This window comes from Enterobacter sp. NFIX59, from assembly GCF_900113755.1.
GTDB lineage: Bacteria > Pseudomonadota > Gammaproteobacteria > Enterobacterales > Enterobacteriaceae > Enterobacter > Enterobacter pseudoroggenkampii.
On record NZ_FOQN01000001.1, the window covers coordinates 245681 to 271098 of the forward strand.

Below are 25418 nucleotides of genomic sequence, written 5' to 3' on the forward strand. Positions count from 1 at the left end.
CCAGGTTTAAAGAGGGGTGTGCGTCAGTGGAAAACAGGCAAAACGGTCGTCAAGCAGCGGGTAGCTGGCGGCATTCGGCAGTTCAAAGTGCCACCATTCGCTGCTGATACCCACAAAACCGCCGCCAAACATGATGGCGTTCAACAGCAGACGGTTGCGCTGGGCGTGCGGCGGCACGGAGGGGTGATACGGATGCGATCGGTCATGCATTTCATCAAAACCGGCCCCCATATCCAGCACGGCGTTATGTTCATCCATCAGGGTCACGTCGATGGCCGTGCCGCGGCTGTGATTGGAGCCAATCGCCACGTCGACCACGTATTCCGGGTTCGGACAGGCATCCCACAGCTGGGCCTGCGCCTGCTGCGGCCGATAGGCGTCGTAGACCACCAGCTTCAGACCGGCCAGCGAGGCAATGCTGATGGCTTTTGCCAGGGCGGTGGCCGCGTCGGTATGCAGCAGGCACAGCGCCTCCTGATAGATCGGGCGGCCGGTGATGTTGTCGGCGGTGGCGTACTTCAGATCGATATGCAGCGTGGGAAACGTCTTCGCCACATCAATCAGTTCACTCTCTTCGGGCATAGCTCCGCTCCTTTAGCGTTCGAATTGACCAAACTCTTGTTGTAATTGTCGGTTTACCGCCAGACGCGCCGGGAGCGCCTCACCCAGCGCTTCCACCACGCCCGACAGCAGCAGGTTGAACAGACAGCTCACGGGGGCAAGTGAATCCCAGAAATGACCGGTATCGGTTTTCACCTGCAGTAAATCAATCGGGTAATCCCGCGCCCACGGGCACCAGATGTCGGTGATTAAGGCCAGCGGAATGCCTTTCTCGCTCGCGACACGGCAGTACTGGCGGGCCATCGTGGAGTAGGTGCGCGTGTCGGTCAGCACGACATAAGGGTGTGAAAACCCCGAGTTCAGCGATTCAACCCAGCTGCCGGAAGCGCCCTCCGAATAGCTCACGCGCGGACGGAGGTACTCAAGGTGGCTGAAGAAGGCATTGGCAATCCCGCGCGTGGACTGGATCCCCAGCACAAAAACCGCGTCCGCGTGGGCGAGGTTGTGCACCACCTGACGAAAGGCATCCGTTTGTGCCAGCTGGTACACCTGCGTGATGGCATCCACCTCCAGCGACAGAGCATGCTGAAGGCGGTTGGGCAGGGGGCGCTGCTGCTGCCAGGAGTCGAGGCGCTCGTTCATGCCCCAGGGCTGGTACGGATCGCGCAGGCTCTTTTTGGCATCCTCCAGGTTGCGATACCCCAGCTTGCGCAGGAAGCGTCCGACGGTAATTCCGCTGGTCCCGCTTGCCAGCCCGACGCTCTCCGCCGTTTCAAACGGGATTTGCGCGGCGTGCGCCAGCAGCCAGCTCCCGACCCGCTTTTCGCTGGGTGTCAGCTGGCTGAAGGTCGCTTCGATACGGCTCAACATCTCAGGTTTCGTCGTCATACCGCCTCGCTGTTAACAGGCTGTCAATGGCCGAAATTGTGTTACCTGGTTAACAATGCATGACGCGTGCCATGTTCACAGGAGGGCGAAAACCCGCTGCGCAGTAAACTTCATGCAATATTTGGTTAACCAATGATCAACATTTGTGCAGCGTAGTTCACTTTTGGTGCACTGGCTGACCGGACAGGTATGAATTTGGTGAATACGTCAGCCTGTTCACATTTTTGATAAGATAGAAGCACTGAGAACATAAAAGGGATCCCTCATGGCGAATTTGCCCTGGCGAGTCAGCGTGCGCCTGATCGCGCTTGCAAAGAAAACAGGAATGGTCGTGGGGATCGTTCTGGTCGTTCTGCTGGCGGTGCGGGTGTATCTCTCGCAGCAGGGGCCGGAACTGCATCTCTGGCATACCTGGCGGGCCGATGAGATGTCCGTGCGCGAGCTGGATAACGCCGACTTTGCCGGGTACCTCGCGCGGGAAAAGGCGATTTTCACCGATCTGGATAACGCGGTGACGGCGAAAACAGCGGGCGAGGAACAAACCCCGTTAAACCGCTATTACCGTCATAGCCTGGTGTGGCCCGGTCAGTTTGCCCCCGATGCCAACCGCTCCTTTGTGCTGATGCCAGCCGGCAAGCCCCGCGGCGCGGTGGTGCTACTGCACGGGTTGACGGATTCGCCATACAGCGTCAGGCGCCTTGCCGTGAACTATCAGCAGCACGGCTTTGTGGCCGTTGTCCCGCGTCTTCCCGGACACGGCACCGCGCCCGGCGCGCTGACGGATGTTGACTGGGAAATGTGGCTGGCGGCCACGCGCCTTGCCGTACGGGAAGCCACGCGCCTGGCGGGTGATGCTGTGCCTCTGCATCTGGTGGGCTACTCCAACGGCGGGGCGCTGGCGATGAAATATGCCCTCGATGCGCTGGACGCGCCAGCGCTGCGTAAACCGCAGCAGGTGATCCTGCTCTCACCGATGATTGGCGTGACGGCCTTTGCGCGGTTCGCCGGTTTTGCCGGGCTACCGGCGCTGCTGCCGCCGTTTGCCAAAGCGGCCTGGCTGAATATCTCCCCGGAATATAATCCGTATAAATACAACTCTTTCCCGGTGAACGCCGCCCGCCAGTCGTGGCTGCTGACGAAGGCCCTGCAGGAGCAAATTGGCCGCGCGGCGCGGGAGCAACGGCTGGCGCAGCTCCCGCCGGTTCTGGCGTTCCAGTCGGTGATGGATTCTACGGTCAGCACTCGCGCGGTGGTCAGCGGCCTGTTTGACCAGCTTCCGGCAAACGGCAGCGAGCTGGTGATGTTCGATATCAACCAGGCGGCGAGCTTCCGTCCGCTCTTTAAACCGTCATCATGGACGGCCACCACGGCGCTGCTGCCGGTTGCGCAGAGACGTTACGGTGTCACGGTTATCACCAATGCGGACGAGCACAGTTTCTCGGCGGTAGCGAAAACAACTCCGGCAGGCAGCACCCGCGAGACGGTCGTGCCGCTTACGCAGGCCTGGCCGCAGGATGTCTATTCCCTGTCGCACGTTGCCGTGCCGTTCCCGCCGGATGACGATCTCTATGGTCGCGAGCCTGGGGTGAAAAACCGCTATGGCATCAGCCTGGGGACGATTGCGCTCTGGGGCGAAACGTCCGTATTGAGCGTTGGAAAAGAGGCGCTGATGCGGGTCACCTCGAACCCGTTTTACGACTACATGCAGGAGAGGATTAACAGCCGGATCGGGGACGCGAAAAAGTAACGTTCCCCTGTAGCGTGAATATGTTAGGTCGCATTGATTAAGTATGTTACATAGTAGCTTCAAGGCACCTCTCTCTCATCGGAACCCACTTTTGTGCTGACGACTCTGATCTACCGAAGCCAGTTGAATTTATCCCGCCCGTCCACCGAACTGCGGGAGCTGGTGGATCGCGCCAGGGGCCGCAACACAAAACTGGATATCACCGGCGTCCTCCTGGCAAAAGGGAATGACGTTCTGCAAATCCTCGAAGGGTCGGAAGAGAGTGTGGTCAAACTGTTCCACACCATCCGTGAGGACAAGCGGCACAGCGGGGTGGTTGAACTGATGCGGGATTATGGCCCGCGCAGACGATTCGAAAACGTCGGGATGCTGCTGTTCGATCTGCAGACGCAGTCGCCGAAAGAGGTGCTGCAGTCGGTCCTGCATTACAGCAAGCTGGACAGCTATCTCACCTCTGACGATCGGGTGTTCAAATTTATTCAGACGTTTATCATGGGCAAACGTCCGGCCCCATCGGGCGCGCGCTACACCCCTGAAAAATGGACGCTTTCACCCGAGGCGTTACCCTTTGGCGAACATCTGGGCCTGTTTACCGGACAAGCCTGCCAGTTTGCGCTGCAGCCTATTGTCGAGCCCTCGGAAGGGAAGATCAGCTCCCTTGAGGCGCTTATCCGCGGCAACGACGGCGGCAGCCCGGAGCATTTCTTCAGCAGTGTCGATCCGGACAACATTTACGAAGTCGATCTCCAGACAAAAGCCTATGCCTTTGCGCTGGCGGAAAAGCTGGGCATTGGCAGCCATAAAATCGCGGTAAACCTGCTGCCCATGTCGCTGGTGAATGTCCCTGGCGCAGTGGAATTTCTGGTCGATCAGATTAAAAAACATGGCCTTCAGCCGGAGCAGGTGGTCATTGAAGTCACTGAAAACGAGATGATCTCCGGGTTCAACCAGTTTAACAGTGCCATCAAGCAGCTTCGCGGTGAGGGGATTGGCCTGGCGATCGATGATTTTGGCTCGGGCTATGCCGGACTTTCGCTGCTGACCCGGTTCCAGCCGGATAAAATTAAAATCGACCGGGAAATTGTCAGCAACATTCACCTCAGCGGCCCGAAGCAGGCGATTGTGCGCTCCATCATCAGCTGCTGCTCCGATCTTGAAATTACCCTGGTGGCGGAAGGTATCGAGAAAATTGAGGAATGGTGCTGGCTCGAATCTGCCGGGATCCGCCGCTTTCAGGGATTCCTGTTTGCCCGGCCGCAGCTGAATGGCGTCGGCGATATCCACTGGCCGCATCTGGCGCGTTAAGTCAAATTTCCCTCCCGTTATTTCCCCTTAGCCCGGCCTGTGCTTAAATAGCTAAAACGGTTTAACATAGTTTAGCTGCGAGGATCACATGAAGAAAATCTGGGTACTTGGCGATGCGGTAGTGGATTTGCTGCCCGATGGAGAAGGTCGATTACTGCAGTGTCCCGGCGGCGCGCCGGCGAACGTCGCGGTCGGTATTGCCCGGCTGGGCGGCCAGAGCGCCTTTATCGGCAGGGTTGGCGACGATCCTTTCGGGCGCTTTATGGCGAAAACGCTCGCTGACGAGCGGGTTGACGTGACGTGGATGCGCCTTGACCCGGCGCACCGCACCTCAACGGTGGTGGTCGATTTGGACGACCACGGCGAGCGATCGTTTACCTTCATGGTGCGCCCGAGCGCCGATCTGTTTCTGGAATCTGCCGATCTGCCGACGTTCAGCGCCGGGGAGTGGCTGCACGTCTGCTCCATCGCCTTAAGCTCCGAGCCGAGCCGTTCTGCGACCTTTCAGGCGATGGCCGCCATCCGGGAGGCGGGCGGTTACGTCAGTTTCGACCCCAATATTCGCCCGGACCTCTGGCAGGATGAGAACGAACTGCGTCGCTGCCTGGATCAGGCCCTGCAGAGTGCAGACGTGGTGAAACTCTCTGTCGAAGAGCTGGCGTTTTTAACCGGAGATGTGCAGGTAAACGTCGGTCTGGACACGCTGATGGCGCGCTGCCCGGCGCGTCTGGTGCTGGTCACCCAGGGTAAAGAGGGGGTGATCGCCTGGCATGAGGGCACTGTGAAACATTATCCGGCCACCCCCGTTCAGTGTGTCGATACAACCGGCGCGGGCGACGCCTTCGTCGCGGGGCTACTCTACGGCCTGGCCGACGGTCAGACACTGCCTCCGGTTATCGCGCTCGCCCAGCGCTGCGGCGCGCTGGCCACCACGGCCAAAGGGGCGATGACCGCGTTGCCCTGGCAGCACGACCTGTAATTTCTCCTCTCCTGGCCGCCATCCGGCGGCCTGAATTGTCGCCTCGATCACACTTACTAAATCGGTTTAGCAAAAAAGATTGCCGATCCAAAATCCAGAGGTTTAGTATCAGCAACCTAAACCGGTTTAGCAATTTAGCACGTTTAATGACTTCTTTTAGGGATGCGACAAAATGTATAAAAAACGCAGACTTGCCGTGATGATAGGCATGCTGGCCGGAAGTACCTCTGTTTTTGCCCAAACGGATATGACAAGTATCGAAGCGCGTCTTGCCGCAATGGAGCAGCGCCTCCAGGCGGCGGAAACGCGTGCGCAGGTGGCTGAGAAGCGCGCCACCGATGCAGAACAAAAAACGCAGCAGCTGGTTGCCGCCCAGCAGCAGGCGCAAACGACAACCCAGGAGGTGGCGCAGCGCACCACCGCGCTGGAGAAGAAGGCGGATCAGACCGGTGGGTTTGAGTTCCACGGCTATGCCCGTTCTGGCCTGCTGATGAACGATGCGGCCTCCAGCAGCAAAAGCGGTCCTTATCTGACCCCGGCCGGTGAAACCGGCGGTGCGGTAGGGCGTCTGGGTAACGAAGCCGATACCTACGTGGAGCTGAATCTGGAGCACAAGCAAACCCTGGACAACGGGGCGACCACGCGCTTTAAAGCGATGCTGGCCGACGGTCAGAGAACCTATAACGACTGGTCAGCCGATACCAGCGATCTCAATATTCGCCAGGCTTTCGCGGAGCTGGGCAACCTGCCTGATTTTACCGGCGCGCTGAAGGGCAGCACCTTCTGGGCGGGTAAACGCTTTGACCGCGACAACTTTGACATTCACTGGCTGGATTCCGACGTGGTATTCCTCGCCGGTACCGGCGGCGGCGTCTATGACGTGAAATGGAACGATTCGCTGCGCAGCAACTTCTCCATTTATGGCCGCAACTTCGGCAGCGTGGAGCAGACCGACAACAACGTTCAGAACTATATCCTCAGCATGAACCACTTCGCCGGCCCGTTCCAGCTGATGGTGAGCGGCCTGCGGGCGAAAGATAACGACGACCGTAAAGATACCAATGGCGATCTCATCAAAACGGATGCCGCCAATACCGGCGTTCATGCGCTGGTGGGCTTGCATAATGACAGCTTCTACGGCCTGCGCGAAGGGACCGCCAAAACGGCGCTGCTTTATGGTCACGGGCTGGGTGCGGAGGTGAAAAGCATCGGCTCCGACGGCGCGCTGCTGTCTGAGGCGGATACCTGGCGCTTCGCAAGTTACGGTGTCACGCCGATCGGCGGTGGCTGGAGCGTTGCGCCAGCCGTACTGGCACAGAGCAGTAAAGATCGCTACGTCAAGGGCGATAGCTATGAGTGGGTAACGCTCAACACTCGCCTGATTAAAGAGGTGACGCAGAACTTCGCGCTGGCGTTTGAGGGAAGCTATCAGTACATGGATTTAAATCCTGAAGGTTATAAGGACCGCAACGCCGTGAACGGCAGTTTCTACAAGCTGACCTTTGCGCCAACGTTAAAAGCGAGCAAAATCGGCGATTTCTTCAGCCGTCCGGAGCTGCGCCTGTTTGCCACCTGGATGGACTGGAGCAGCAAACTGGATCATTACGCCAGCGATGATGCCTTTGGCAGCAGCGGCTTCAACGCCGGCGGGGAATGGAACTTTGGGGTCCAGATGGAAACCTGGTTTTAACCCATCACGCTCCCGCCTGGCGGGAGCGTTTCGCACATCATAAAAAAGAAGTCAGGCAGAGGTATCTATGGATTTTAATCAAATCGCCCGCGAGCTTATTCCACTGCTCGGTGGCAAGGAAAATATCGCCAGCGCGGCGCACTGCGCAACGCGTCTTCGTCTGGTGCTGGTCGATGACGCGCTGGCGGATCAGCAGGCTATCGGCAAGGTCGACGGCGTGAAAGGCTGCTTCCGTAACGCCGGGCAGATGCAGGTGATTTTTGGCACGGGCGTGGTTAACAAGGTGTACGCCGCGTTTATTCAGGCGGCGGGGATCAGCGAATCCAGCAAATCGGAAGCCGCGGACCTGGCGGCGCGCAAGCTCAACCCGTTCCAGCGCATTGCCCGTCTGCTCTCCAACATCTTTGTGCCGATCATTCCCGCGATTGTGGCATCCGGTCTGCTGATGGGTCTGCTCGGCATGGTGAAAACCTACGGCTGGGTCAATGCGGATAACGCCATCTACATCATGCTGGACATGTGCAGCTCGGCGGCGTTTATCATTCTGCCTATTCTGATTGGCTTTACCGCCGCGCGCGAATTTGGCGGTAACCCGTACCTCGGCGCGACGCTGGGCGGGATTCTGACCCACCCGGCGCTGACCAACGCCTGGGGCGTGGCCTCTGGCTTCCACACCATGAACTTCTTCGGCCTTGAGATCGCGATGATTGGCTATCAGGGTACGGTATTCCCGGTGCTGCTGGCCGTCTGGTTTATGAGCATCGTGGAGAAAAACCTGCGTCGCGCGATCCCGGATGCGTTAGACCTGATCCTGACGCCGTTCCTCACCGTCGTTATCTCCGGATTTATCGCCTTGCTGATTATCGGTCCGGCGGGGCGCGCCTTAGGGGATGGCATCTCCTTCGTTCTGAGCACGCTGATCGCCCACGCGGGCTGGCTGGCCGGGCTGCTGTTCGGCGGGCTTTACTCGGTGATTGTGATCACCGGTATTCACCACAGTTTCCACGCGATTGAAGCCGGGCTGCTGGGTAACCCGTCGATTGGCGTTAACTTCCTGCTGCCTATCTGGGCCATGGCGAACGTGGCGCAGGGCGGCGCCTGTCTGGCAGTGTGGTTCAAAACCAAAGATGCCAAAATCAAAGCCATTACCTTACCGTCGGCGTTTTCTGCGATGCTGGGCATCACCGAAGCGGCCATTTTTGGTATCAACCTGCGCTTCGTTAAGCCGTTTATCGCCGCGTTGATTGGCGGCGCGGTGGGCGGAGCCTGGGTAGTCTCGGTTCATGTCTACATGACCGCCGTTGGGTTGACCGCCATTCCGGGTATGGCCATCGTGCAGGCCAGCTCGCTGCTCAACTATATTATTGGCATGGTGATTGCCTTCGGCGTGGCGTTTACCGTCTCACTGCTGCTGAAATATAAAACGGACTCTGAATAATGACGTTGCCTTCCCGCTGGCCTGCGATCCTGCAGGCCGTTATGAAAGGTCAGCCACGGGCGCTGGCGGATAGCCACTATCCGCAGTGGCACCCCGCGCCGGTGACGGGGCTGATGAACGACCCGAACGGGTTTATCTGGTTTGCCGGCCGCTACCATCTGTTCTATCAGTGGAACCCGCTGGACTGCGAGCATCGCTTTAAGTGCTGGGGGCACTGGAGCTCTGCGGACCTGGTGCACTGGCGGCATGAGCCGCTGGCGCTGATGCCTGACGAAGCGTATGACCGCAACGGCTGCTACTCCGGTAGCGCCGTGGATAACCAGGGTGTTCTGATCCTGTGCTACACCGGAAACGTTAAGTTCGATGACGGCAGCCGCACGGCCTGGCAGTGCCTGGCAGTGGAACAGCCGGACGGAACCTTTACGAAGCTGGGGCCGGTGCTGGCGCTGCCGGAAGGCTACACCGGCCACGTGCGCGACCCGAAGGTGTGGCAGCACGACGGGGAGTGGTACATGGTGCTCGGCGCGCAGGATGTGCAGAAGCGCGGCAAGGTGCTGCTGTTTAAATCTGCCGATCTGCACGCCTGGACGTCCTGCGGGGAGATCGCTGGTCACGGGGTTAACGGCCTGACGGACGCGGGTTATATGTGGGAGTGTCCGGACCTGTTCGCTCTCGACGGGACGCACGTCCTGATCTGCTGCCCGCAAGGGCTGGCGCGCGAGCCGCATCGCTACCTCAATACCTATCCGGCCACCTGGATGAGCGGGGCGTTTGATTACGCCAGCGCCGCATTCGATCACGGCGAGCTGCACGAGCTGGACGCGGGGTTTGAGTTTTACGCGCCGCAAACTGCGCTGGCGGAAGATGGACGCCGCATTCTGATCGGCTGGATGGGCGTACCGGACGGGGAAGAGATGCTTCAGCCAACCCGGGCGCACGGCTGGATGCACCAGATGACCTGCCCGCGCGAATTACGCTATCGCGACGGCAGGCTCTGGCAGACCCCGGCGCGCGAGCTGACGGCGCTGCGTGAAGATGAGCAGCGCTGGCAGGGGCACGTCAGCGACGCGCCAGACCTGGACGCGACGCGCCTGGAGTTTGAGCTGGGCGCATCGCATGTGAATGTCGATTTTGGCGGCGCGCTGCGTCTCACGCTCGATGAGCAGGGTATACGCCTGGAACGCGCGAGCCTGAAAACCGGTGAAACGCTGACCCGCTACTGGCAGGGCGACGTCCGTCATTTGCGCGTTCTGTGCGACCGTTCCAGCGTTGAAATTTTCATCAATCACGGTGAAGGGGTGATGAGCAGCCGCTATTTTCCTGACCATCCGACCCGGGTGCGATTCGAAGGTGCGTCCGATATCACATTACGCTACTGGTCGCTGCGCGCCTGCATGATAGAATGAGGGTTTTGGCAGCCGGATCTAAGTCGTTGTGAGAAAAACAAAACGCGTCACCATTAAAGACATCGCGGAGCTGGCGGGTGTGTCAAAAGCCACCGCCAGCCTGGTCCTGAACGGTCGCAGCAAAGAGCTTCGCGTGGCGGAAGAGACGCGCGAGCGCGTGCTGGCAATTGCAAAAGAGCACCACTATCAGCCCAGCATTCACGCCCGCTCGCTGCGCGATAACCGCAGCCACACCATTGGTCTGGTGGTCCCGGAGATCACCAACTACGGTTTTGCCGTCTTTTCTCACGAGCTGGAAACGCTGTGCCGCGAGGCGGGCGTTCAGCTGCTGATCTCCTGCAGCGATGAAAACCCGGGGCAGGAGACGGTGGTGGTGAACAACATGGTGGCGCGCCAGGTGGACGGGCTGATTGTGGCCTCCAGCATGCTCAACGACGCGGACTACCATAAGCTGAGCGAGCAGCTGCCGGTGGTTCTGTTTGACCGCCACATCAACGACAGCGCGCTGCCGCTGGTGATCACCGATTCCATTACCCCGACGACCGAACTGGTGGCCGACATTGCGCGCCAGCATCCTGATGAGTTCTACTTTCTCGGCGGCCAGCCCCGCCTGTCGCCCACGCGCGACCGCCTGGAAGGCTTTAAGCAAGGGCTGCGTGAGGCCGGTGTGGCGCTGCGGCCCGAGTGGATCATTCACGGCAACTATCATCCGAGCTCCGGATACGAGATGTTTGCTGAACTCTGCGCCCGCCTGGGGCGTCCGCCGAAAGCGCTCTTCGCTGCCGCCTGCGGGCTGCTGGAAGGGGTGCTGCGCTATATGGGCCAGCATAACCTGCTGCAAAGCGATATCAGGTTAGCCAGTTTTGACGATCACTATCTCTACGATTCGCTGACGATCCCGGTGGATACCATTCGTCAGGATAACCGCCAGCTGGCGTGGCACTGCTTTGATTTGATTAGCAAATTAATCGAGGGGGAGACGCCGCAGCCGTTGCAGCGCAAGCTCAATGCCACCCTGCAGCGACGCTATAAGTCAGCGAAATAGCCCGGTTCGATACTTCAATAACTTTAATTAATTTAAGTTTTGGAATGGCCGATAACCATAAGGAATAATTCTCCTTGAGGTATTGGTTTATGTCGTTGAAAAAGTCGTCCCTGATTGTCCTGTTCTCGCTGCTTTTCTTCTTTGTTGTCAGCACCGTCACCAGCGTTGGCCTCATCATTAAAAGTAATAATTCGCTGGATAACGTCAACAAAGAGATCCAGGTTGTGCTGTCCATTATTGACCCCATCAACCACAGCCGTACGCTGCGCGTGCGGGTGATGGAGTATGTGAAGATGGTGGAAGCGGGCAACGCGGCGGACGGCGCTGCAAAGCTTACCGCCGTGAAAGAGGCGCTGACCAAAGCGGACCACGCCTTTGCGGCCTTTATGGCGTCGCCGCGCCTGAGTGATGAAGCGCCTCTGGTGACTGCCTATCAGGATGCCTGGCAAAACTACCGCAACCAGGGGCTGTCGCCGCTGATCGACGCCGCCGAGGCGCACGATGTTGCCAAATTCAACGCGCTGATCCCGGAAGTCTCCCGCCTCGACCGCCAGTACGAGATCGTTCTCGACCAGGTGCTTTCCGTCCACCAGAAATACGCCAAAAGCCTGAACGAGGATGCGAGCAGTAACTTCGTCTCTGGCCTGGCGATCATTGCCGCTATCGCCAGCCTGTTTGTGGTGGTGATTGTCGCCGTCAGCCTGCTGATGAAGCGCTTTGTCTTTGCGCCGGTCAACCTGGCGCGCGAGCACTGCAGCCAGATTGCGGCAGGCAAGCTGGACATTCCAGTGCCGGTGAAGGGGAGTACAGGCAACGAAATCGACCATCTGATGGGCTCGATGGAGCAGATGCGTCAGGCGCTGCTGGCGACCATCGCCCAGGTGCGCGATGCGAGCCATACCGTAACGCACGCAGCCCAGGAGATTGCCTCCGGGAATATCGACCTGGCGTCACGCACCGAGCAGCAGGCTTCGGCGTTAACCCAGACGGCGGCCAGCATGGAAGAGCTGAGCGCGACGGTGGCGAACAATACCGATAATGTGTATCAGGCCGGGAAACTGGTTCAGGACGCGGTGAAAAATGCCCATACCGGTGAAGCGGTAACCCGTGAAGTGATCGACACGATGAATACCATCGCGGCGAACTCTAAGCGCATTGAAGACATCACCAGCGTGATTAACAGCATCGCCTTCCAGACCAACATCCTGGCGCTGAACGCGGCGGTTGAAGCGGCGCGCGCCGGCACGCAGGGCCGCGGCTTTGCGGTCGTGGCCAGTGAAGTGCGCACCCTCGCGCAGAAAAGCGCGGTGGCGGCCAAGGACATCGAAAGCCTGATCGCGCAGTCGGTATCCAGCGTGAAAAACGGTGCGGAGCTGGTGAGCCGCTCCGGCGAGGTGATTGACTCGATTATTTCATCGGTGAATAAAGTAAATACGCTGATGGAGCAGATCTCCGTCGCCTCCGAAGAGCAGAGCCGCGGGATCAGCCAGGTCGGGCAAGCGGTGACCGAGATGGACGGCGTGACGCAGCAGAATGCCGCGCTGGTGCAGCAGTCCGCCGCGGCAGCGGCCTCGCTGGAAGAGCAGGCGCAGCAGCTATCGCGGAGTATTTCGAGTTTTAGTTTGCCGGTGCAGGCTTGATGGTATGAAGGAGGCTCCTGGGGGGAGCCTTTTTTGTATCTGGTGTAACCCTTTCTGTATAATTCAGGACGTCTCTACAGGCAGCACGAATCTACTAGTAATTATCGCCAGGGAAAATTATGTTAATTATTTTTAGTGGGCTACCCGGCAGTGGTAAAAGCACTGTTGCAAAAATCGTTACTCAAAGGCTGGGGGCTGTTTATCTGCGGGTTGATACCGTTGAGCAGGCCATTCGGTCGGTCTCTGAACCTGGTCAAAAAATTGGACCGGAGGGATATTTTGCCCTCTATGGTTTAGCGAGTGAGAACCTTAAGCTGGGCTCCACCGTTGTGACCGATTCCGTTAATGATATTAACCTTGTGCGAGATGCTTTCCGCAATATTGCTCTGTCGTTGAATGTCCCTTTCCTGGAAGTTGAAATTGTCTGCTCAGACGAAAAAGAACATCGTTATCGCGTAGAGAACAGAGTCTCTGATATCCCAGGACTCACGCCTCCTGACTGGGGACAGGTAAAAAACCGTGAGTACGAACCCTGGGAGAGAGAACATCTCATATTGGACACTGCTGTGTTATCAGCGGCAGAGTGTGCAGATAAAATCCTGGAAATAAGGCATAAGATTGCGCTTAACTGGTCTTAAATGATGGACAAGCGCCTGCAATGGCTTAACTGCTTTGAGGATTCGCCTGAATTCAGCATAATTGGCTTCAGGAAATAAAAAGCTTCGTTTTTTACCGGCAACGTAAACCGCAGCGCAATCAGAAATCGGAACCGCGCATTGGAAGAATTAATTCTCAACATGAATTGAGGGGGCAACATCGAAAATGGGAAAGCGCAAGAGTGCTCTGATTTATGTCCTGACCGTAATTATATTTTTGCTTATTATCCCTGAGATCATTCTGCGTGTATGCACGTCCGAGCAACTCGGCCGTATCAGCGACTTCACTAGTTTAGGTGGCTTGTTAAATCCACTATTATCCTTGCTCATCTTCCTGGCATTGCTTTCAATCATACTGGCCGTCATTGCTATCGCATTGGTTAAGCGAATTCTTCATACGCGGTGATTTGCCTACAAGCGACGCATAGCATCCGCCAGCCGTTACCGCTATGAGTCCAAATTCGGCAGCACAAAAAAATTTATATTCATCCCAGCAATATTTCCCTTCCTCATCCGTCTACCTCATCACAAGCCATAATCAGTTACTGTAAACGAGGTAAACACCATGAGAGATTTTGAACTGCACGGCAGAGGTCACGGACGCGGATTTGGTCGCCACCGCATGGGCAAGGGCTTAGTCATTGGCGCGGTGATTTTCATCGTGCTCGGCCTGCTGGTGATGACCCTGTGGAACGCCTTACTCCCGGCCATCCTCGGCGTTAAGGCCATCGGATTCTGGCAGGCGCTGGGCATTCTGGTGCTGAGCCGCATTCTGTTTGGTGGGCTGGGGTTCCGCCCGGGGATGTTTGGCGCGCACCGCCGGATGCACGAGCGCTGGATGAACATGACGCCCGAGCAGCGCGAGGCGTTTATTCAGCAGCGCCGTGAAGGGTTCGGTCGCCATGGTCGCGGCCACTGCGGCTGGCACGGCCATCGTGACGATAAGCGCGATGAAGCCACGCCAAAAGCGCCGGACGCGGAGTGAGCGAGATGAAAGCCGGGGAGGCGGGTGGATCCATGCTGATGTCGGCGCTCAATGCCTGCCGCGCCCGGCTGAAAGCCTTCATTCGCGGGCGGACGTCCGTTCGCGATGATGCCGACGACATTTTGCAGGAAGTGACGTATCAGCTGATGAAAGTGGAGCAGCCGGTCGAAAACGTCGCCGCCTGGCTGTTCCGCGCGGCGCGTAACGAAATGACCGACCGGGCGCGTAAAAAGCGCGAGGTGTCGCTCTCCGGCTATTTTACGGGCGAAGATGACGACGGTTATCCGGAAGACGAGCTGGCCGAAACCCTGTTCGGCGTACCGCACACGCCGGAGGAGGAGTACCTCAAGACGCTGCTGTGGGAAGAGCTGGGGCAGGCGCTGTCTGAACTTCCTCCGCCGCAGCGCGAGGTGTTTGAGAAGACCGAACTTCATGGCTACAGCATTAAAATGCTGGCAGAGGAGACCGGCGCCAGCGAACAGGCGCTGTTATCCCGCAAGCACAAGGCGGTGCTGTTTCTGCGCACGCGGCTGCGGGACGTCTATGACGCGCTGACGGGCGAATAGCGGCGACAGACAAAACCTTACACTTCCGGCACTTGTAGATTCATCACTATCGTTTATGATCGGGGCGTCTTGTCACTCTGGAATGTTATGCGCAACCGTCAGCTCCTCGGAAAATGGCTTTTGATTATCACCTGTCTCGCGATGGCGCTTTGCCTCGTGCAGCGTGCGGTGATGCTCAACCATTTTTTACAGGGACTGGATCCGCAGATTTCACTGAGTGCAGATGCCCCGGCTCAAACCAGCAGCACTGAACAACCCGGCCCGTCGCCGTGTCAGCTCGGCGCGCACTCGCTGCTTTGCGCCCAGCCGCTGTTCTTCGACGGTGCATTACCGGCCATTATTATCTTCTTCGCGCTGCTGCAGCTGTTGACGCAAGGGCGGGCATTGGCTCCCGTGGAACAGCCCGTTCAGGCGCCGCCTCCCCGAATACACCTTAAAAACTGCGTTTTCCGTGAATGAAAAACATCGTCATCACACGATAATTTTTCACTGTTCACGGAGTACAACATGGTTAACCTCTTCAGGGGATTCGTCTTCCTGTGGCTGTCCTGCATCGGCATTGTCCATGCGGCGGACACCGGCTGGCTGGTTTCCCCCCAAAACGATCACGCCCGCATCCGCTTTCAGGCGGAGAGGGAACAAACGCATGTTAAAGGCCTGCTCACCGTTGAGCTAAAGCCCGGCTGGAAAACCTACTGGAGATCGCCGGGCGAGGGCGGCGTCGCGCCGAAAATCAGCTGGCCGGAAGGCGTAACGGACAGCTGGTCCTGGCCGGTGCCGTCGCGCTTCGATATCTCCGGCATGACCACGCAGGGCTATCACGATAAGGTGACGATCCCGATTACGCTCGACGGAGCGAAGGGCGACACGCTCGACGGGACGCTGACGCTCTCTACCTGCAGCAACGTCTGTCTGCTGACGGATTACCCGCTGCATCTCAATTTTACCCAGCCGGTGGATGAGGGCTTCCACAGCGCCTTCGAGCAAGCGATGCGCGCCGTGCCGGACTCATCAGGCGTGTCGTCGGATCTTTCCGCCTGGCTCTCCGGCGACAAGCTGGTGATTACCGGCACCACGGAAGGGAAATGGGACAATCCAGGGATCTATTTTGACCCGCTGGAGGGCGATATTCTGCCCGGCGAGCCTGTCATTAAACACGACGGCAATACCCTTCGGGTGACGGTACCCGTGACCGACGAGTGGGGCGATAAACCTGCCTCGCTGGCAGGCAAAAGGCTGTCGTTTGTGCTGACCAACGGCGAACGGGCGCAGCAAACCACCATGACCGTTGGGACAACGCCCGAAGAGACCTCCGTGCCGGACGGGACGGGAAAAATGGTGCTCTTTGCGCTGCTGGGCGGGCTGATCCTGAACCTGATGCCCTGCGTGCTGCCGGTGATGGGCATGAAGCTTAACAGCATCCTGCTGGCGGGATCGGACAGCCGCGCCATCCGGCTGCGCTTTCTGGCCACCAGCGCCGGGATCCTCACCTCCTTTATGCTGCTGGCCGGGATGGTCACCGCGCTGAAGCTGGCCGGGGCGTCGCTGGGGTGGGGCATCCAGTTCCAGAACCCGTGGTTTATCGGCCTGATGGTCGCCGTGACCTTCCTGTTTGCGCTGAACCTGTTTGGGACGTTTGAAATGCTTCTCCCTTCTTCTGCCGCAGGACGGCTGGCGACGGCAGGGGGATCGGGGATCGGTGGCAGCTTCTGCGAAGGAATGTTCGCCACGCTGCTGGCGACGCCGTGCTCCGCGCCGTTCCTCGGTACGGCGGTTGCCTTTGCCCTTGGCGCGCCGCTGCACACCCTGTGGCTGATCTTCCTGATGCTCGGCGTGGGCATGAGTCTGCCGTGGCTGTTCGTTGCCCTGGTACCGAAAACGGCCATGCTGCTGCCGAAACCCGGCCGCTGGATGAACACGCTCAAGGTCATCCTCGGCATGATGATGCTGGCCTCCAGCCTCTGGCTGGCGACGCTGTTGAGCGTGCATCTGGGCGAGGCGGTCAGCCAGATCGTGATGCTGGCGCTGACTGCCGCTGCGCTGTTGCTGTTCGCGCTGAAGGGGCAAAAATCCTCACCCTTGTTCTGGCTGGTGGTCATCGCGCTGTCGGCGTTCGGCGGGTATCAGCTGCGCGGTCTGCTTAACGCGCCGCCTGACGCACCGGCACAAAACGTTGCGCAAACCATCTCGTGGCAGCCGCTCAGTGAAGAGGCCATTGAGCAGGGGCTGGCGCAGGGGAAACGGGTGTTTGTAGATATCTCGGCGGACTGGTGCGTGACGTGTAAGGTGAACGAGCACCGCGTACTCAGTCAGCCGGACGTTATTGCCGCGCTGCGCCAGCCGGACGTGGTGGCCCTGCGCGGAGACTGGAGCCAGCCGTCCGCGTTTATCGCGGATTTTCTGGCGAAGCGAAACCGTTACGCCATTCCGTTTAACGCGGTGTATGGTCCCGGCCTGCCTGAAGGGGAAGTCCTCTCGCCGCTGCTGGACAAGCGCACCCTGGTCACCACCCTGAACAATGCAAAAGGCTAACGGTATGATGAAAAAACTCTTTATTACGCTTCTGCTTCTGCTGACCCCGCTTCAGGTGTTTGCTGCCCAGCCGCTGACGGCGGACCAGGAGCAGCGTGCGCAGAAGATGATCGCTGACTTCCTGTTTAACGATCCGAACTCCCCGCGCATCGGCGCGAAAAACCCAAAGCTCACCCTGGTGGTGTTTACCGACTACAACTGCCCGTACTGTAAAAAATTCGATCCGTATCTGGAGAAGATTGTTGAAAAATACCCGGACGTGGCGGTGATCTTTAAGTTTTTACCTTTCCGCTCGGAAAGTTCGCTGACCGCCGCGCGAGACGCCTTAACGCTCTGGCGAAAAGATCCCGGGCAGTTTATGAAGCTGAACCATGCCCTGATGGCGAAAAAGGGGTACCACGATGACGCCAGCATTCAGGAGGCGCAGAGGCGGGCGGGCGTGAGCGTGACGACGCCGGACGAGGAGAGTTTTCTGACGATCAGGCGCAGCCTCATTGTGGCGGAAAAAATGGGGATCCAGGGCACGCCCGCCACGCTAATCGGCGAGGGGCTGCTGCCCGGCTGGGTGCCGTTCGAACAGTTCGACGAAATGGTCAGTGAAGCACTGAAAAACCGCTAACCTGAAGGGGGCGAAATGCCCCCGACAAACCGGAGAGGGAAATGAAAAAATTACTGTTACTTTCGGCGCTGGCGACGTCAGGGCTGGTACAGGCGGCTGAAGCCATACCGGATGTGGTGAAGCACTTCAGCGAGCAGCAGAATATCAAAATCATCAAGAAGCTGGATGCGCCTGGCGGGGCGCCAGCCTGGCTTGGGCAGTATCAGGATATGGGCGTGACGCTCTTTCTCACGCCGGACGGCAAGCACGTGATCTCGGGATATCTTTATGATGACAAAGGGAAGAACCTCAGCGAAGGCTATTTCCAGAAAGAGATCTACGCCCCAATGGGACGCGAAATGTGGAAGAACCTCAACGCGGCGCATCCCCTGAAAGAAGGGGCGGATAACGCCCCGCGTAAGGTCTTTGTCTTTGCCGATCCGTTCTGTCCGTACTGCAAGCAGTTCTGGTCCGAGGCGCAGCCGTGGGTGAAGGCCGGTAAGGTGCAGCTCAATACGCTGCTGGTGGCGTTCCTCAACCCCAACAGCGGACGCAACGCCGCCGCCATTCTGAATGCGAAAGATCCGGTTGCGGCCTGGCGCGAATACGAGCTCTCCGGCGGCAAAAAACTGCCCAAGCCTGAAGGCGAGGCTTCCCGCGAAACGGTTGAGATCCTACAGAAACATCAGGCGCTGATGGACAGCCTGGGCGCTAACGCCACACCGGCTATTTATTATCTGAATGCGGAAAACGAGCTGCAGCAGGTGGTGGGGATGCCGGATGCGCAGCAGCTCGAGGCGATGTTCGGGCCGAAGCCGTAAAAAAACAGGCAGAAACGGGCGTTTCTGCCTGATCGTTACTTAGCTACCCCAGCGTCCACGGAGGTAGTTTACCGCCTGCTGGGTCTGCGGCTGGTTCAGGTAATCTTCCCGGAACAGGATGGTGCCGTTGACGTTGGGCAGCGAATCGTTGAGATCGAGCTGCTTTTTCAGCTCCGGCACGCCGCCCTGAACCGTCCAGTCCGGCTCGTTTCTCGACGGCTCGCCTACCTTGTAGAACGCAATGCCGATATACAGGCGCGTGTGGGTCGGCTTCACGACGTCGGCCCACCATTTGGTCAGCACGTCGTAGCGCGCGGCATCACGCGCGAAGGGCCAGTAAATCTGCGGCGCGATGTAGTCCAGCAGGCCCTGCTGCACCCACTGACGCGTATCGGCGAAGGATTCATCGTAGGCCGCGGCGCCGCGTGTGTCGGAGCCTGCCGGGTCAAAGGAGCGGTTACGCCACACGCCCGCCGGGCTGACGCCAAACTCAACGTCGGGCTTTGTCTGCTTGATCGCGCGGGAGACCTGGACGATCAGCTGCTGCGTGTTGTGCCTTCGCCAGTCGGCTTTTGAGGCAAATCCCTGGCCGTACTGCCGCCAGGTCTGCGAATCATTCAGCGCGGAGCCCGGCGATTCGGCATAGAAGTAATCATCAAACTGCACGCCGTCTACCGGGTAGTTCGCCACCACTTCGGTCACCACTTTGGTTATCCAGTCCCGCACCTCGGGAATGCCCGGGTCGAGCACAAAGCGGTCGCCTGAGATGCGCACCCACTCCGGATGCTGAACATAGACGCTGGACGGGGTCTGATAGGCGGTCCGGTTTAGCGCGGCGATGGTGGACGGCTTCGTGTTGGTCGACACGCGATAGGGGTTGAACCAGGCATGGACCTTCATGCCGCGCTTGTGCGCTTCATCGAGCATAAACTGCAGCGGGTCGTATCCCGGATATTCGCCGACGTTGCCCGTCAGCATATCCGACCACGGTAGAATCTTTGATGACCAGAGCGCCGTGCTGTCCGGCTTCACCTGGAAAAACACCGTGTTGATGCCGAGGTGCTTAAGGTTGTCGAGCTTTGCGATCAGCGCCTGCTTTTGCATCGCGATGCGCTGGTCCGCGCTGCGGCCATTCACCGACGCGACCGGCGGCCAGTCGAGACGCGAGACGGTCGCCAGCCAGATGCCGCGCATCGGCTCGTTTGCCTGCGGCGTCGGTTTGCTCGCGGTGGGGAGCGGGGTAACCAGCGATTTCGGTGGTTTTGAGGAGCAGCTCACAAGTAAAAGCGCGCAGGCAGCCAGCGCACCAATCCGTTTTACGTGTCGCGTCATTTGCGTATTAGCTCTTGATAATCCGACTGTTGGCCCAGGGATTAAAGGCGGGCTCTGCCTGTTCTGTGCTTACCTCATCGTTGAGGGAGTCCAGATACAGGGCTTCCACTTCCGCGCGCGCCCACGGGGTGCGGCGCAGAAATTTCAGGCTCGATTTAACGCTGGGGTCTTTTCTGAAACAGTTAATTTTGATGCGGTCGCCCAACTCGCTCCAGCCATATTTCGCCACCAGGGCGTTGACCATCATCTCCAGCGTTACGCCATGCAAAGGATCTTTGGAAATATGTGCAGTCATAGGCGTCCGGATGTCTCGATTTTTAGGGGATTGGGGTAAACGCTGAAAGGGTACAAGAAAGCAGGGGAAGCGGCAATTTTCCTTTTCCCCTCGCTCACTTTATGACGGACTCCGTGCGCTGATTTTCGCCGACAATTTTTCCCGCACTGTTTTTAATCGTAAACCCAATCGACACGTCATCCTGGCCTGCGGGCGTGGCCGTCAGCGTTTTAACCATCGTTCCCGAGTCTGCTGCGATCGTCATCGTCATCTTGCCCTTTGCCAGCACCTTATCGCGCTGGGTGATGCGCCAGGTCAGACGACACTCGCTGCACGGTTTCCAGGTGTCGTTGATGGCCCACAGACGCACGGTCGCCGCCGTGCCGGATTTCCACTGCGCAGTGACCGGTTCAATGGACGGCAGAACAGGCTGGTACGCACGTTGTAGCGCGTAAAACCCGGCCTTAGGTTTACGCAGGTAGTCCACCACGCCCCAGTTGATGGAGGGCCAGGTTTCCACAAACATGAAGTGGAACAGGGCCGTCACCGGCTGGTAGCGTTGTCGGCGATAACTCTCGGCCGCAGTGGCCACCAGCCGCGCCTGATACGCCTGAGTATTGCGGATCATCTCTTGAATATTCTTCCCGCGCGGAATACCGGCAAACTTAAAGGTCTGGAAGGGTTGAAAATTATGGTATTTCCAGACGGTCCAGCCGGGATCGTCAGCGGCGGTCGTTTTTGGCCAGAGCGACGCCGCCGGGATGATGGTTTTTAGCGTCGATAAGCGGGGAAGCGCCTGCGCGCCAAACTCGGTGATGATCCCCGTTTTGGCCGGCGTCAGCAGGTCGCTCACGGTGCCGAAGTACCAGCCCGCCCAGTAATGCTCCTCAACGGCGGAAAAGCGATGCACGATGCGGGAGGTATCTTCGGCAAGCGTATCCGCTACCTGCTGCGTGAGCTCGCGATTCAAATCTTTATTCCAGTCCGGGAAGCGTTTTTCCATCCACGGCGAATTCCACGGCGGTTCGTTATGCCCGCCCCAGACGATGATGGCGGGCGAATTGCCAAACTGTTCGATCATCTCCCGCGTCTGGCGAACCGCATTTTCCGTGAAAGCCGCACTGTTGTTGTAGCCCCACTGCAGCGGAACATCCTGCCAGATCATCATGCCCATCTCATCGGCAACGTCATACAGCGCACGTCCGGCAACGTGTCCGTGCACGCGTATGGCGTTGGCGTTCATGGTTTCCACCAGACGAAGATCGCGACGGTATTTTTCTCGCGTCATGGTGCTGAGCCAGGGGGAACCGATGTAATTACTTCCCTTAATGAAAAGGCGTTTGTCGTTAATGAGCCAGCCCTTATTGTCGGGCTGCTCGACGATCTTACGCAGCCCGGTGCGGGTGACCGCCGTATCCATCAGGCCGTTTTCATCGCGTAATGCCACGCGAATGGTATACAGGTGCGGTTTCCCCGTGCCGACGGGCCACCACAGTTTTGCCTTCGGCATGGGCAGCGTCACCTGCACGAAATGGGCGCCGCTTTCGAGGGTAACCGGAAAGACAGCCTGATAGCGCTTGCCGCTGAAATTGGCGGGCGTGGCGGTGAGCCGCACGGTCGCCGGGCCCTGACCGAGCGCGCGATAGCGTATCTCCGCCTTTAGCGCCGGACGAGTCAGCCCCTGCGTCCAGTCGGGTCGCAGGATGGTCTCATCAAGGGTAGCGCCCCGGCTAAGATGCAGCCTGACCGGTGCCCAAATGCCGCCCGAGTTGGCATCCTGTCCTTGCGGCGACCAGGCCCCACCGGGACGCGTGTCATGCTGGTTAAGGATCCCCTTCATGAGCGTTTTATGCAGCGGCCAGACCTTAGTGGGATCTTCGTAAGGGCTGTCGACCCTGACTACGAGCTGGTTGTGACGTTGTAACGCCGAACGGGCATCCAGCGAAAAGCGCTGAAAATAGCCCTCATGCTTGCCCAGCGGCTGGCCGTTCAGCGTCACCTCTGCAAGGTAATCGACGCCGTCAAACACCAGGGTACTCATTACGTCGGGGGGCTGCACGGGCAGGGAAAACGCGTGCTTATACCACAGCGCGCCCTGGTGATCGTACCCGGCGCTGTACCAGTTGGCAGGAACCTGAAGCGGGCGCCAGCCTGATGCAGCAGGATGCGCACTGTCATTGGCGTCCTGAACCTGCCATTCTCCAGCCAGAGACCAGCTGACCGGCGCAGAGTTCGCCACCGTGTGGGGGGCCAACAGGGCAAAAAGCAGCGCGCAGTTGCGAGTCATCATGCGTTTACCCCGCGCGCGGTGAGCCATGCCGTCAGGCGCCGCGATTCCTGGCGAAGGTTTTCATTCAGGGCTGCAAGCTGTTGCCTATCCAGCGCATGCGCGTCGCTTTCCAGCACCTGTAGCTGCTGTGCGAGCGTGCTGAAGTCCAGGGTGACGGCTTCTCCCCGCAGCTTGTGGGCAGCGCGTCGCAGCGCGTCGCGATCGTCGCTGTCGATAGCCCGGGTGATGGCCTTCATGGCCTCCTCCAGCCCTTCGCCAAACAGGGTCAGCAGCTCCTGTACCAGGTCAGGGTCGTCAGCACACTGCTTCAGCAGGCGTGCTTCATCCGGAAGACCGGAGGAATCTTCGTGGCGCTGGAGCACGCGAGCAATCTCTTCAGCGAGACGTTCCTGGCTGATGGGTTTAGCAATGTAGCCGTCAAAACCCATGTTAAGACAGCGCTCTTTGTCCCCCTGCATGGCGTGTGCGGTCATGGCGACGGTGGGCTGAGCCGGGCCAGGCCGGGACCGTTCTTCTTCACGCAGCAGGCGAATGGCGGTCTCACCGTCCATCTCTGGCATCTGAAGGTCGATCAGCAGAACGTCCCACGCGCCCGCGCGCCAGCGTTCCAGCAGCGAGACGCCATTATCGACGATCTGACAGGTGTGCCCGAGCCGCTCAAGCAGGCGCGCGGCGACCTTCTGGTTAACCAGATTATCTTCTGCCAGCAGGATCCGCAGTCCCGTAGCCCCTGGCGAGGCGACAGGCGCGGGCGTGCTTTCACCCACGGGCGCCGGCGAACGTTCAAACGCGGCGGCAATCGCCTGATGTAATTCATCCTGGGCGATAGGCTTATGCAGATAGTTCTTGATCCCGATCCGCTTCAGCATATTGATATCAAAATGCCGGCTCATGGAGCTCAGCATGATGATATGGCTCTCAGCAACCTGCGGCAGAACTGAAAGCTCAAGGGCCAGAGACACGCCGTCCATATCCGGCATCTGTGCGTCCAGCAGGATCAGCGGCCATACTGTTCCAGCTTTAACCCGGGTGATGGCCTCGCTGGCGTTGTTGACGCAGGTGGGTTTCAGCCCCATCTGGCTGAGCATCGCTGCCAGCAGCCGCAGGTTGGTCTCGTTATCATCAACTACCAGCACGGGGTCACCGTTAAAGCGATGGCTATGTGGGCGCTCGCCAGGCGCCAGGGTCTGTGCCACCAGCGGCAGCGAGAACGAAAATTCGCTGCCTTTACCCGGCTCGCTGGAGACCGTTAATTCGCCCCCCATCGCCGCAACCAGTCGCGCAGAGATGGTTAGCCCGAGCCCCGTACCGCCATAGCGGCGTGTGGTTGAGTTATCCGCCTGGCTGAAGGCTTCAAAAATGGCCTTCTGCTTATCTGCCGGTATGCCAATGCCGCTGTCGCGCACGCGAAAACGCCATCGATCCGCGCTATCGTCGGGCTCAACAACCAGGATCACTTCTCCCTGATGCGTAAATTTCAGCGCGTTGCCCAGCAGATTGGTCAGGATTTGGCGCAGTCGCGCGCCGTCGACCAGCAGCACGTCGGGAACGTCGGGCGCAATATCAACCAGCAGCTCGATGCCTTTTTCGCTCGCCCCCGGCATGTGCGGGCGAATAAGCGACTGAATGAAGGGGCGGACAGGCACAGGATCCGTCTCCAGCTCTACTTTGCCGGCTTCGATACGGGAAAAGTCGAGAATATCGTTGATGATATGCAGCAGAGACTGGGCAGAACTCATCACCAGCGTCAGGTAATCGCGCTGATCGGCACTGAGAGACGTATCCAGGCACAGCTGGGTCATGCCAATAATTCCGTTCATCGGGGTACGAATTTCATGGCTCATATTCGCCAGGAACGCGCTTTTTGCCTCATTGGCTTTTTGTGCCTCAAGGGCCGAGGCGAACGCCTGAATTTCAGCCTCTTTGCGCCGCGTAATATCCTGCAGCGTGCCAATAACGCGCTCGGCGTTTCCCTCAATGGAGAGCGTGACCACCTGGCCTGACAGCAGCATCCAGCGCAGTCCTTCGGTAGGATGATGTACGCGAATTTCACATTCAAAGACCGGATGGTGATCCTGCTTCGAAGCGTGCAGCGCCTTGCGCAGCGCTGCGCGATCGTCCTCGTGGACCTGATTGAGCAAAAACCGCACCGGATATCGCCACTGTGTGCGCGACTGGCCCAGCATGGCAAGCAGAGTGTCGTTCACCTGGAGCGTGTCGCCGGAAACCTGCCAGTCCCAGATCCCGATATGAATGGATTCCGCCGTCAGCAGAAAATCGTCATGCAGCTGGTGGCGCGCGCGCTGCGCTTCATCCAGCTCCGTAATATCGCTGTGCAGACTGACAATACCGCCGTTCGAAAGCCGCTGATGCTGGACGAAAATCCGCCGCTGGCCCGCCTGCCGCACTTCGCAGTGTTTATCCTGCCGACAGTTGCGTACCACTGACTCCCGCAGCGTCTGGCGAAGACCGGGGTCGACGTTGTAAACGGCATCGATAAAGCGTTCCGCCAGCGCCTCAAGAGTCGTCCCCACTGTCAGCCACGGGGTAATGACCGGATAAAACAGGGCAACGTTGTGATTCCATGCCTGCAGGCGTTCCTCGCAGTCATAAATCATGACGGCGGCCGGCAGCGCGTTAAGATCGTACGTGAATGTGCTCATCG

General features: G+C 58.8%; 21 protein-coding genes. 15 read left to right on the forward strand and 6 right to left on the reverse strand.

What is annotated here, in order from left to right; all coding sequences use genetic code 11:
* Positions 1 to 6 precede the first annotated feature (6 nt).
* Both ddpX and BM007_RS01175 read right to left on the reverse strand, forming a co-directional pair.
* On the reverse strand, positions 7 to 582 hold the full coding sequence (ddpX, locus tag BM007_RS01170; protein WP_024909540.1) for a D-alanyl-D-alanine dipeptidase: 576 nt from the start codon (positions 580 to 582) through the stop codon (positions 7 to 9).
* Positions 583 to 594: 12 nt separating this feature from the next.
* Positions 595 to 1449 carry a MurR/RpiR family transcriptional regulator gene (locus BM007_RS01175; RefSeq protein WP_024909539.1) on the reverse strand — a complete coding sequence of 285 codons (855 nt, stop codon included), beginning with the start codon at positions 1447 to 1449 and terminating at the stop codon, positions 595 to 597.
* Positions 1450 to 1714: 265 nt separating this feature from the next.
* Between BM007_RS01175 and BM007_RS01180 the strand changes: the two genes are divergently transcribed.
* The 15 genes from BM007_RS01180 to dsbG all read left to right on the forward strand — a co-directional run bounded on the left by BM007_RS01180 (position 1715) and on the right by dsbG (position 18857).
* Entirely contained in the window at positions 1715 to 3196 is a 1482-nt protein-coding gene (locus BM007_RS01180) for an alpha/beta hydrolase (protein ID WP_090416853.1), read from the forward strand.
* Between the two features lie 93 nt (positions 3197 to 3289).
* Positions 3290 to 4501 (forward strand): diguanylate phosphodiesterase, encoded by a 1212-nt coding sequence (locus BM007_RS01185; RefSeq protein ID WP_090416855.1) that lies wholly within the window; start codon positions 3290 to 3292, stop codon positions 4499 to 4501.
* 88 nt (positions 4502 to 4589) lie between these two features.
* Positions 4590 to 5480: an aminoimidazole riboside kinase gene (locus tag BM007_RS01190; protein ID WP_090416857.1), complete on the forward strand. Its 891-nt coding sequence runs from the start codon at positions 4590 to 4592 to the stop codon at positions 5478 to 5480.
* A 172-nt stretch (positions 5481 to 5652) separates the two neighbouring features.
* Positions 5653 to 7170 (forward strand): carbohydrate porin, encoded by a 1518-nt coding sequence (locus tag BM007_RS01195; RefSeq protein WP_024909535.1) that lies wholly within the window; start codon positions 5653 to 5655, stop codon positions 7168 to 7170.
* Between the two features lie 67 nt (positions 7171 to 7237).
* The gene (locus tag BM007_RS01200; RefSeq protein ID WP_024909534.1) at positions 7238 to 8608 is read left to right on the forward strand and encodes a sucrose-specific PTS transporter subunit IIBC; all 1371 of its coding nucleotides are present in this window, start codon (positions 7238 to 7240) and stop codon (positions 8606 to 8608) included.
* Positions 8608 to 10014, forward strand: coding sequence for a sucrose-6-phosphate hydrolase (locus BM007_RS01205; RefSeq protein WP_090416859.1), 1407 nt, complete (start codon positions 8608 to 8610; stop codon positions 10012 to 10014). Before BM007_RS01200 ends, BM007_RS01205 begins: the two co-directional genes overlap by 1 nt.
* Positions 10015 to 10042: 28 nt before the next feature.
* Positions 10043 to 11059 carry a LacI family DNA-binding transcriptional regulator gene (locus BM007_RS01210; RefSeq protein ID WP_023344186.1) on the forward strand — a complete coding sequence of 339 codons (1017 nt, stop codon included), beginning with the start codon at positions 10043 to 10045 and terminating at the stop codon, positions 11057 to 11059.
* Positions 11060 to 11148: 89 nt separating this feature from the next.
* Positions 11149 to 12699 carry a methyl-accepting chemotaxis protein gene (locus BM007_RS01215; RefSeq protein ID WP_090416861.1) on the forward strand — a complete coding sequence of 517 codons (1551 nt, stop codon included), beginning with the start codon at positions 11149 to 11151 and terminating at the stop codon, positions 12697 to 12699.
* Between the two features lie 119 nt (positions 12700 to 12818).
* The gene (locus tag BM007_RS01220) at positions 12819 to 13337 is read left to right on the forward strand and encodes a P-loop nucleotide/nucleoside kinase family protein (RefSeq protein ID WP_024909530.1); all 519 of its coding nucleotides are present in this window, start codon (positions 12819 to 12821) and stop codon (positions 13335 to 13337) included.
* 583 nt (positions 13338 to 13920) lie between these two features.
* The gene (locus BM007_RS01230) at positions 13921 to 14340 is read left to right on the forward strand and encodes a hypothetical protein (protein ID WP_090416866.1); all 420 of its coding nucleotides are present in this window, start codon (positions 13921 to 13923) and stop codon (positions 14338 to 14340) included.
* A gap of 5 nt (positions 14341 to 14345) precedes the next feature.
* Complete coding sequence (locus BM007_RS01235) at positions 14346 to 14906, forward strand: RNA polymerase sigma factor (protein ID WP_048029899.1); 561 nt, start codon at positions 14346 to 14348, stop codon at positions 14904 to 14906.
* An 87-nt stretch (positions 14907 to 14993) separates the two neighbouring features.
* The gene (locus BM007_RS01240) at positions 14994 to 15365 is read left to right on the forward strand and encodes a hypothetical protein (RefSeq protein ID WP_048992352.1); all 372 of its coding nucleotides are present in this window, start codon (positions 14994 to 14996) and stop codon (positions 15363 to 15365) included.
* Positions 15366 to 15413: 48 nt separating this feature from the next.
* Positions 15414 to 17438, forward strand: a complete 2025-nt coding sequence (locus tag BM007_RS01245) for a protein-disulfide reductase DsbD family protein (protein ID WP_090416868.1) — start codon at positions 15414 to 15416, stop codon at positions 17436 to 17438.
* Between the two features lie 7 nt (positions 17439 to 17445).
* Positions 17446 to 18057 (forward strand): DsbA family protein, encoded by a 612-nt coding sequence (locus BM007_RS01250; RefSeq protein ID WP_090418172.1) that lies wholly within the window; start codon positions 17446 to 17448, stop codon positions 18055 to 18057.
* 41 nt (positions 18058 to 18098) lie between these two features.
* Positions 18099 to 18857, forward strand: coding sequence for a thiol:disulfide interchange protein DsbG (gene dsbG, locus BM007_RS01255; RefSeq protein ID WP_090416870.1), 759 nt, complete (start codon positions 18099 to 18101; stop codon positions 18855 to 18857).
* A gap of 39 nt (positions 18858 to 18896) precedes the next feature.
* Here the strand turns inward: dsbG and BM007_RS01260 are convergent, their stop codons facing one another.
* From BM007_RS01260 to BM007_RS01275, 4 genes are all read right to left on the reverse strand, one after another.
* Positions 18897 to 20189, reverse strand: coding sequence for a glycoside hydrolase family 10-like protein (locus tag BM007_RS01260; protein WP_090416872.1), 1293 nt, complete (start codon positions 20187 to 20189; stop codon positions 18897 to 18899).
* A gap of 7 nt (positions 20190 to 20196) precedes the next feature.
* Positions 20197 to 20484 (reverse strand): VF530 family protein, encoded by a 288-nt coding sequence (locus BM007_RS01265; RefSeq protein WP_045399853.1) that lies wholly within the window; start codon positions 20482 to 20484, stop codon positions 20197 to 20199.
* A gap of 94 nt (positions 20485 to 20578) precedes the next feature.
* Positions 20579 to 22753 (reverse strand): glycoside hydrolase family 2 protein, encoded by a 2175-nt coding sequence (locus BM007_RS01270; protein ID WP_090418174.1) that lies wholly within the window; start codon positions 22751 to 22753, stop codon positions 20579 to 20581.
* On the reverse strand, positions 22750 to 25416 hold the full coding sequence (locus tag BM007_RS01275; protein WP_090416874.1) for a hybrid sensor histidine kinase/response regulator: 2667 nt from the start codon (positions 25414 to 25416) through the stop codon (positions 22750 to 22752). Before BM007_RS01275 ends, BM007_RS01270 begins: the two co-directional genes overlap by 4 nt.
* Between the last annotated feature and the right edge of the window lie 2 nt (positions 25417 to 25418).

Excerpts from the sequence above, each read along its gene's own strand:
- ddpX (WP_024909540.1), bottom strand. The coding sequence starts at position 582 with ATGCCCGAAGAGAGTGAACTGATTGATGTGGCGAAGACGTTTCCCACG.
- BM007_RS01175 (WP_024909539.1), bottom strand. The coding sequence starts at position 1,449 with ATGACGACGAAACCTGAGATGTTGAGCCGTATCGAAGCGACCTTCAGC.
- BM007_RS01180 (WP_090416853.1), top strand. The coding sequence starts at position 1,715 with ATGGCGAATTTGCCCTGGCGAGTCAGCGTGCGCCTGATCGCGCTTGCA.
- BM007_RS01190 (WP_090416857.1), top strand. The coding sequence starts at position 4,590 with ATGAAGAAAATCTGGGTACTTGGCGATGCGGTAGTGGATTTGCTGCCC.
- BM007_RS01195 (WP_024909535.1), top strand. The coding sequence starts at position 5,653 with ATGTATAAAAAACGCAGACTTGCCGTGATGATAGGCATGCTGGCCGGA.
- BM007_RS01200 (WP_024909534.1), top strand. The coding sequence starts at position 7,238 with ATGGATTTTAATCAAATCGCCCGCGAGCTTATTCCACTGCTCGGTGGC.
- BM007_RS01205 (WP_090416859.1), top strand. The coding sequence starts at position 8,608 with ATGACGTTGCCTTCCCGCTGGCCTGCGATCCTGCAGGCCGTTATGAAA.
- BM007_RS01215 (WP_090416861.1), top strand. The coding sequence starts at position 11,149 with ATGTCGTTGAAAAAGTCGTCCCTGATTGTCCTGTTCTCGCTGCTTTTC.
- BM007_RS01220 (WP_024909530.1), top strand. The coding sequence starts at position 12,819 with ATGTTAATTATTTTTAGTGGGCTACCCGGCAGTGGTAAAAGCACTGTT.
- BM007_RS01230 (WP_090416866.1), top strand. The coding sequence starts at position 13,921 with ATGAGAGATTTTGAACTGCACGGCAGAGGTCACGGACGCGGATTTGGT.
- BM007_RS01235 (WP_048029899.1), top strand. The coding sequence starts at position 14,346 with ATGAAAGCCGGGGAGGCGGGTGGATCCATGCTGATGTCGGCGCTCAAT.
- BM007_RS01240 (WP_048992352.1), top strand. The coding sequence starts at position 14,994 with ATGCGCAACCGTCAGCTCCTCGGAAAATGGCTTTTGATTATCACCTGT.
- BM007_RS01245 (WP_090416868.1), top strand. The coding sequence starts at position 15,414 with ATGGTTAACCTCTTCAGGGGATTCGTCTTCCTGTGGCTGTCCTGCATC.
- BM007_RS01250 (WP_090418172.1), top strand. The coding sequence starts at position 17,446 with ATGAAAAAACTCTTTATTACGCTTCTGCTTCTGCTGACCCCGCTTCAG.
- dsbG (WP_090416870.1), top strand. The coding sequence starts at position 18,099 with ATGAAAAAATTACTGTTACTTTCGGCGCTGGCGACGTCAGGGCTGGTA.
- BM007_RS01260 (WP_090416872.1), bottom strand. The coding sequence starts at position 20,189 with ATGACGCGACACGTAAAACGGATTGGTGCGCTGGCTGCCTGCGCGCTT.
- BM007_RS01265 (WP_045399853.1), bottom strand. The coding sequence starts at position 20,484 with ATGACTGCACATATTTCCAAAGATCCTTTGCATGGCGTAACGCTGGAG.
- BM007_RS01270 (WP_090418174.1), bottom strand. The coding sequence starts at position 22,753 with ATGATGACTCGCAACTGCGCGCTGCTTTTTGCCCTGTTGGCCCCCCAC.
- BM007_RS01275 (WP_090416874.1), bottom strand. The coding sequence starts at position 25,416 with ATGAGCACATTCACGTACGATCTTAACGCGCTGCCGGCCGCCGTCATG.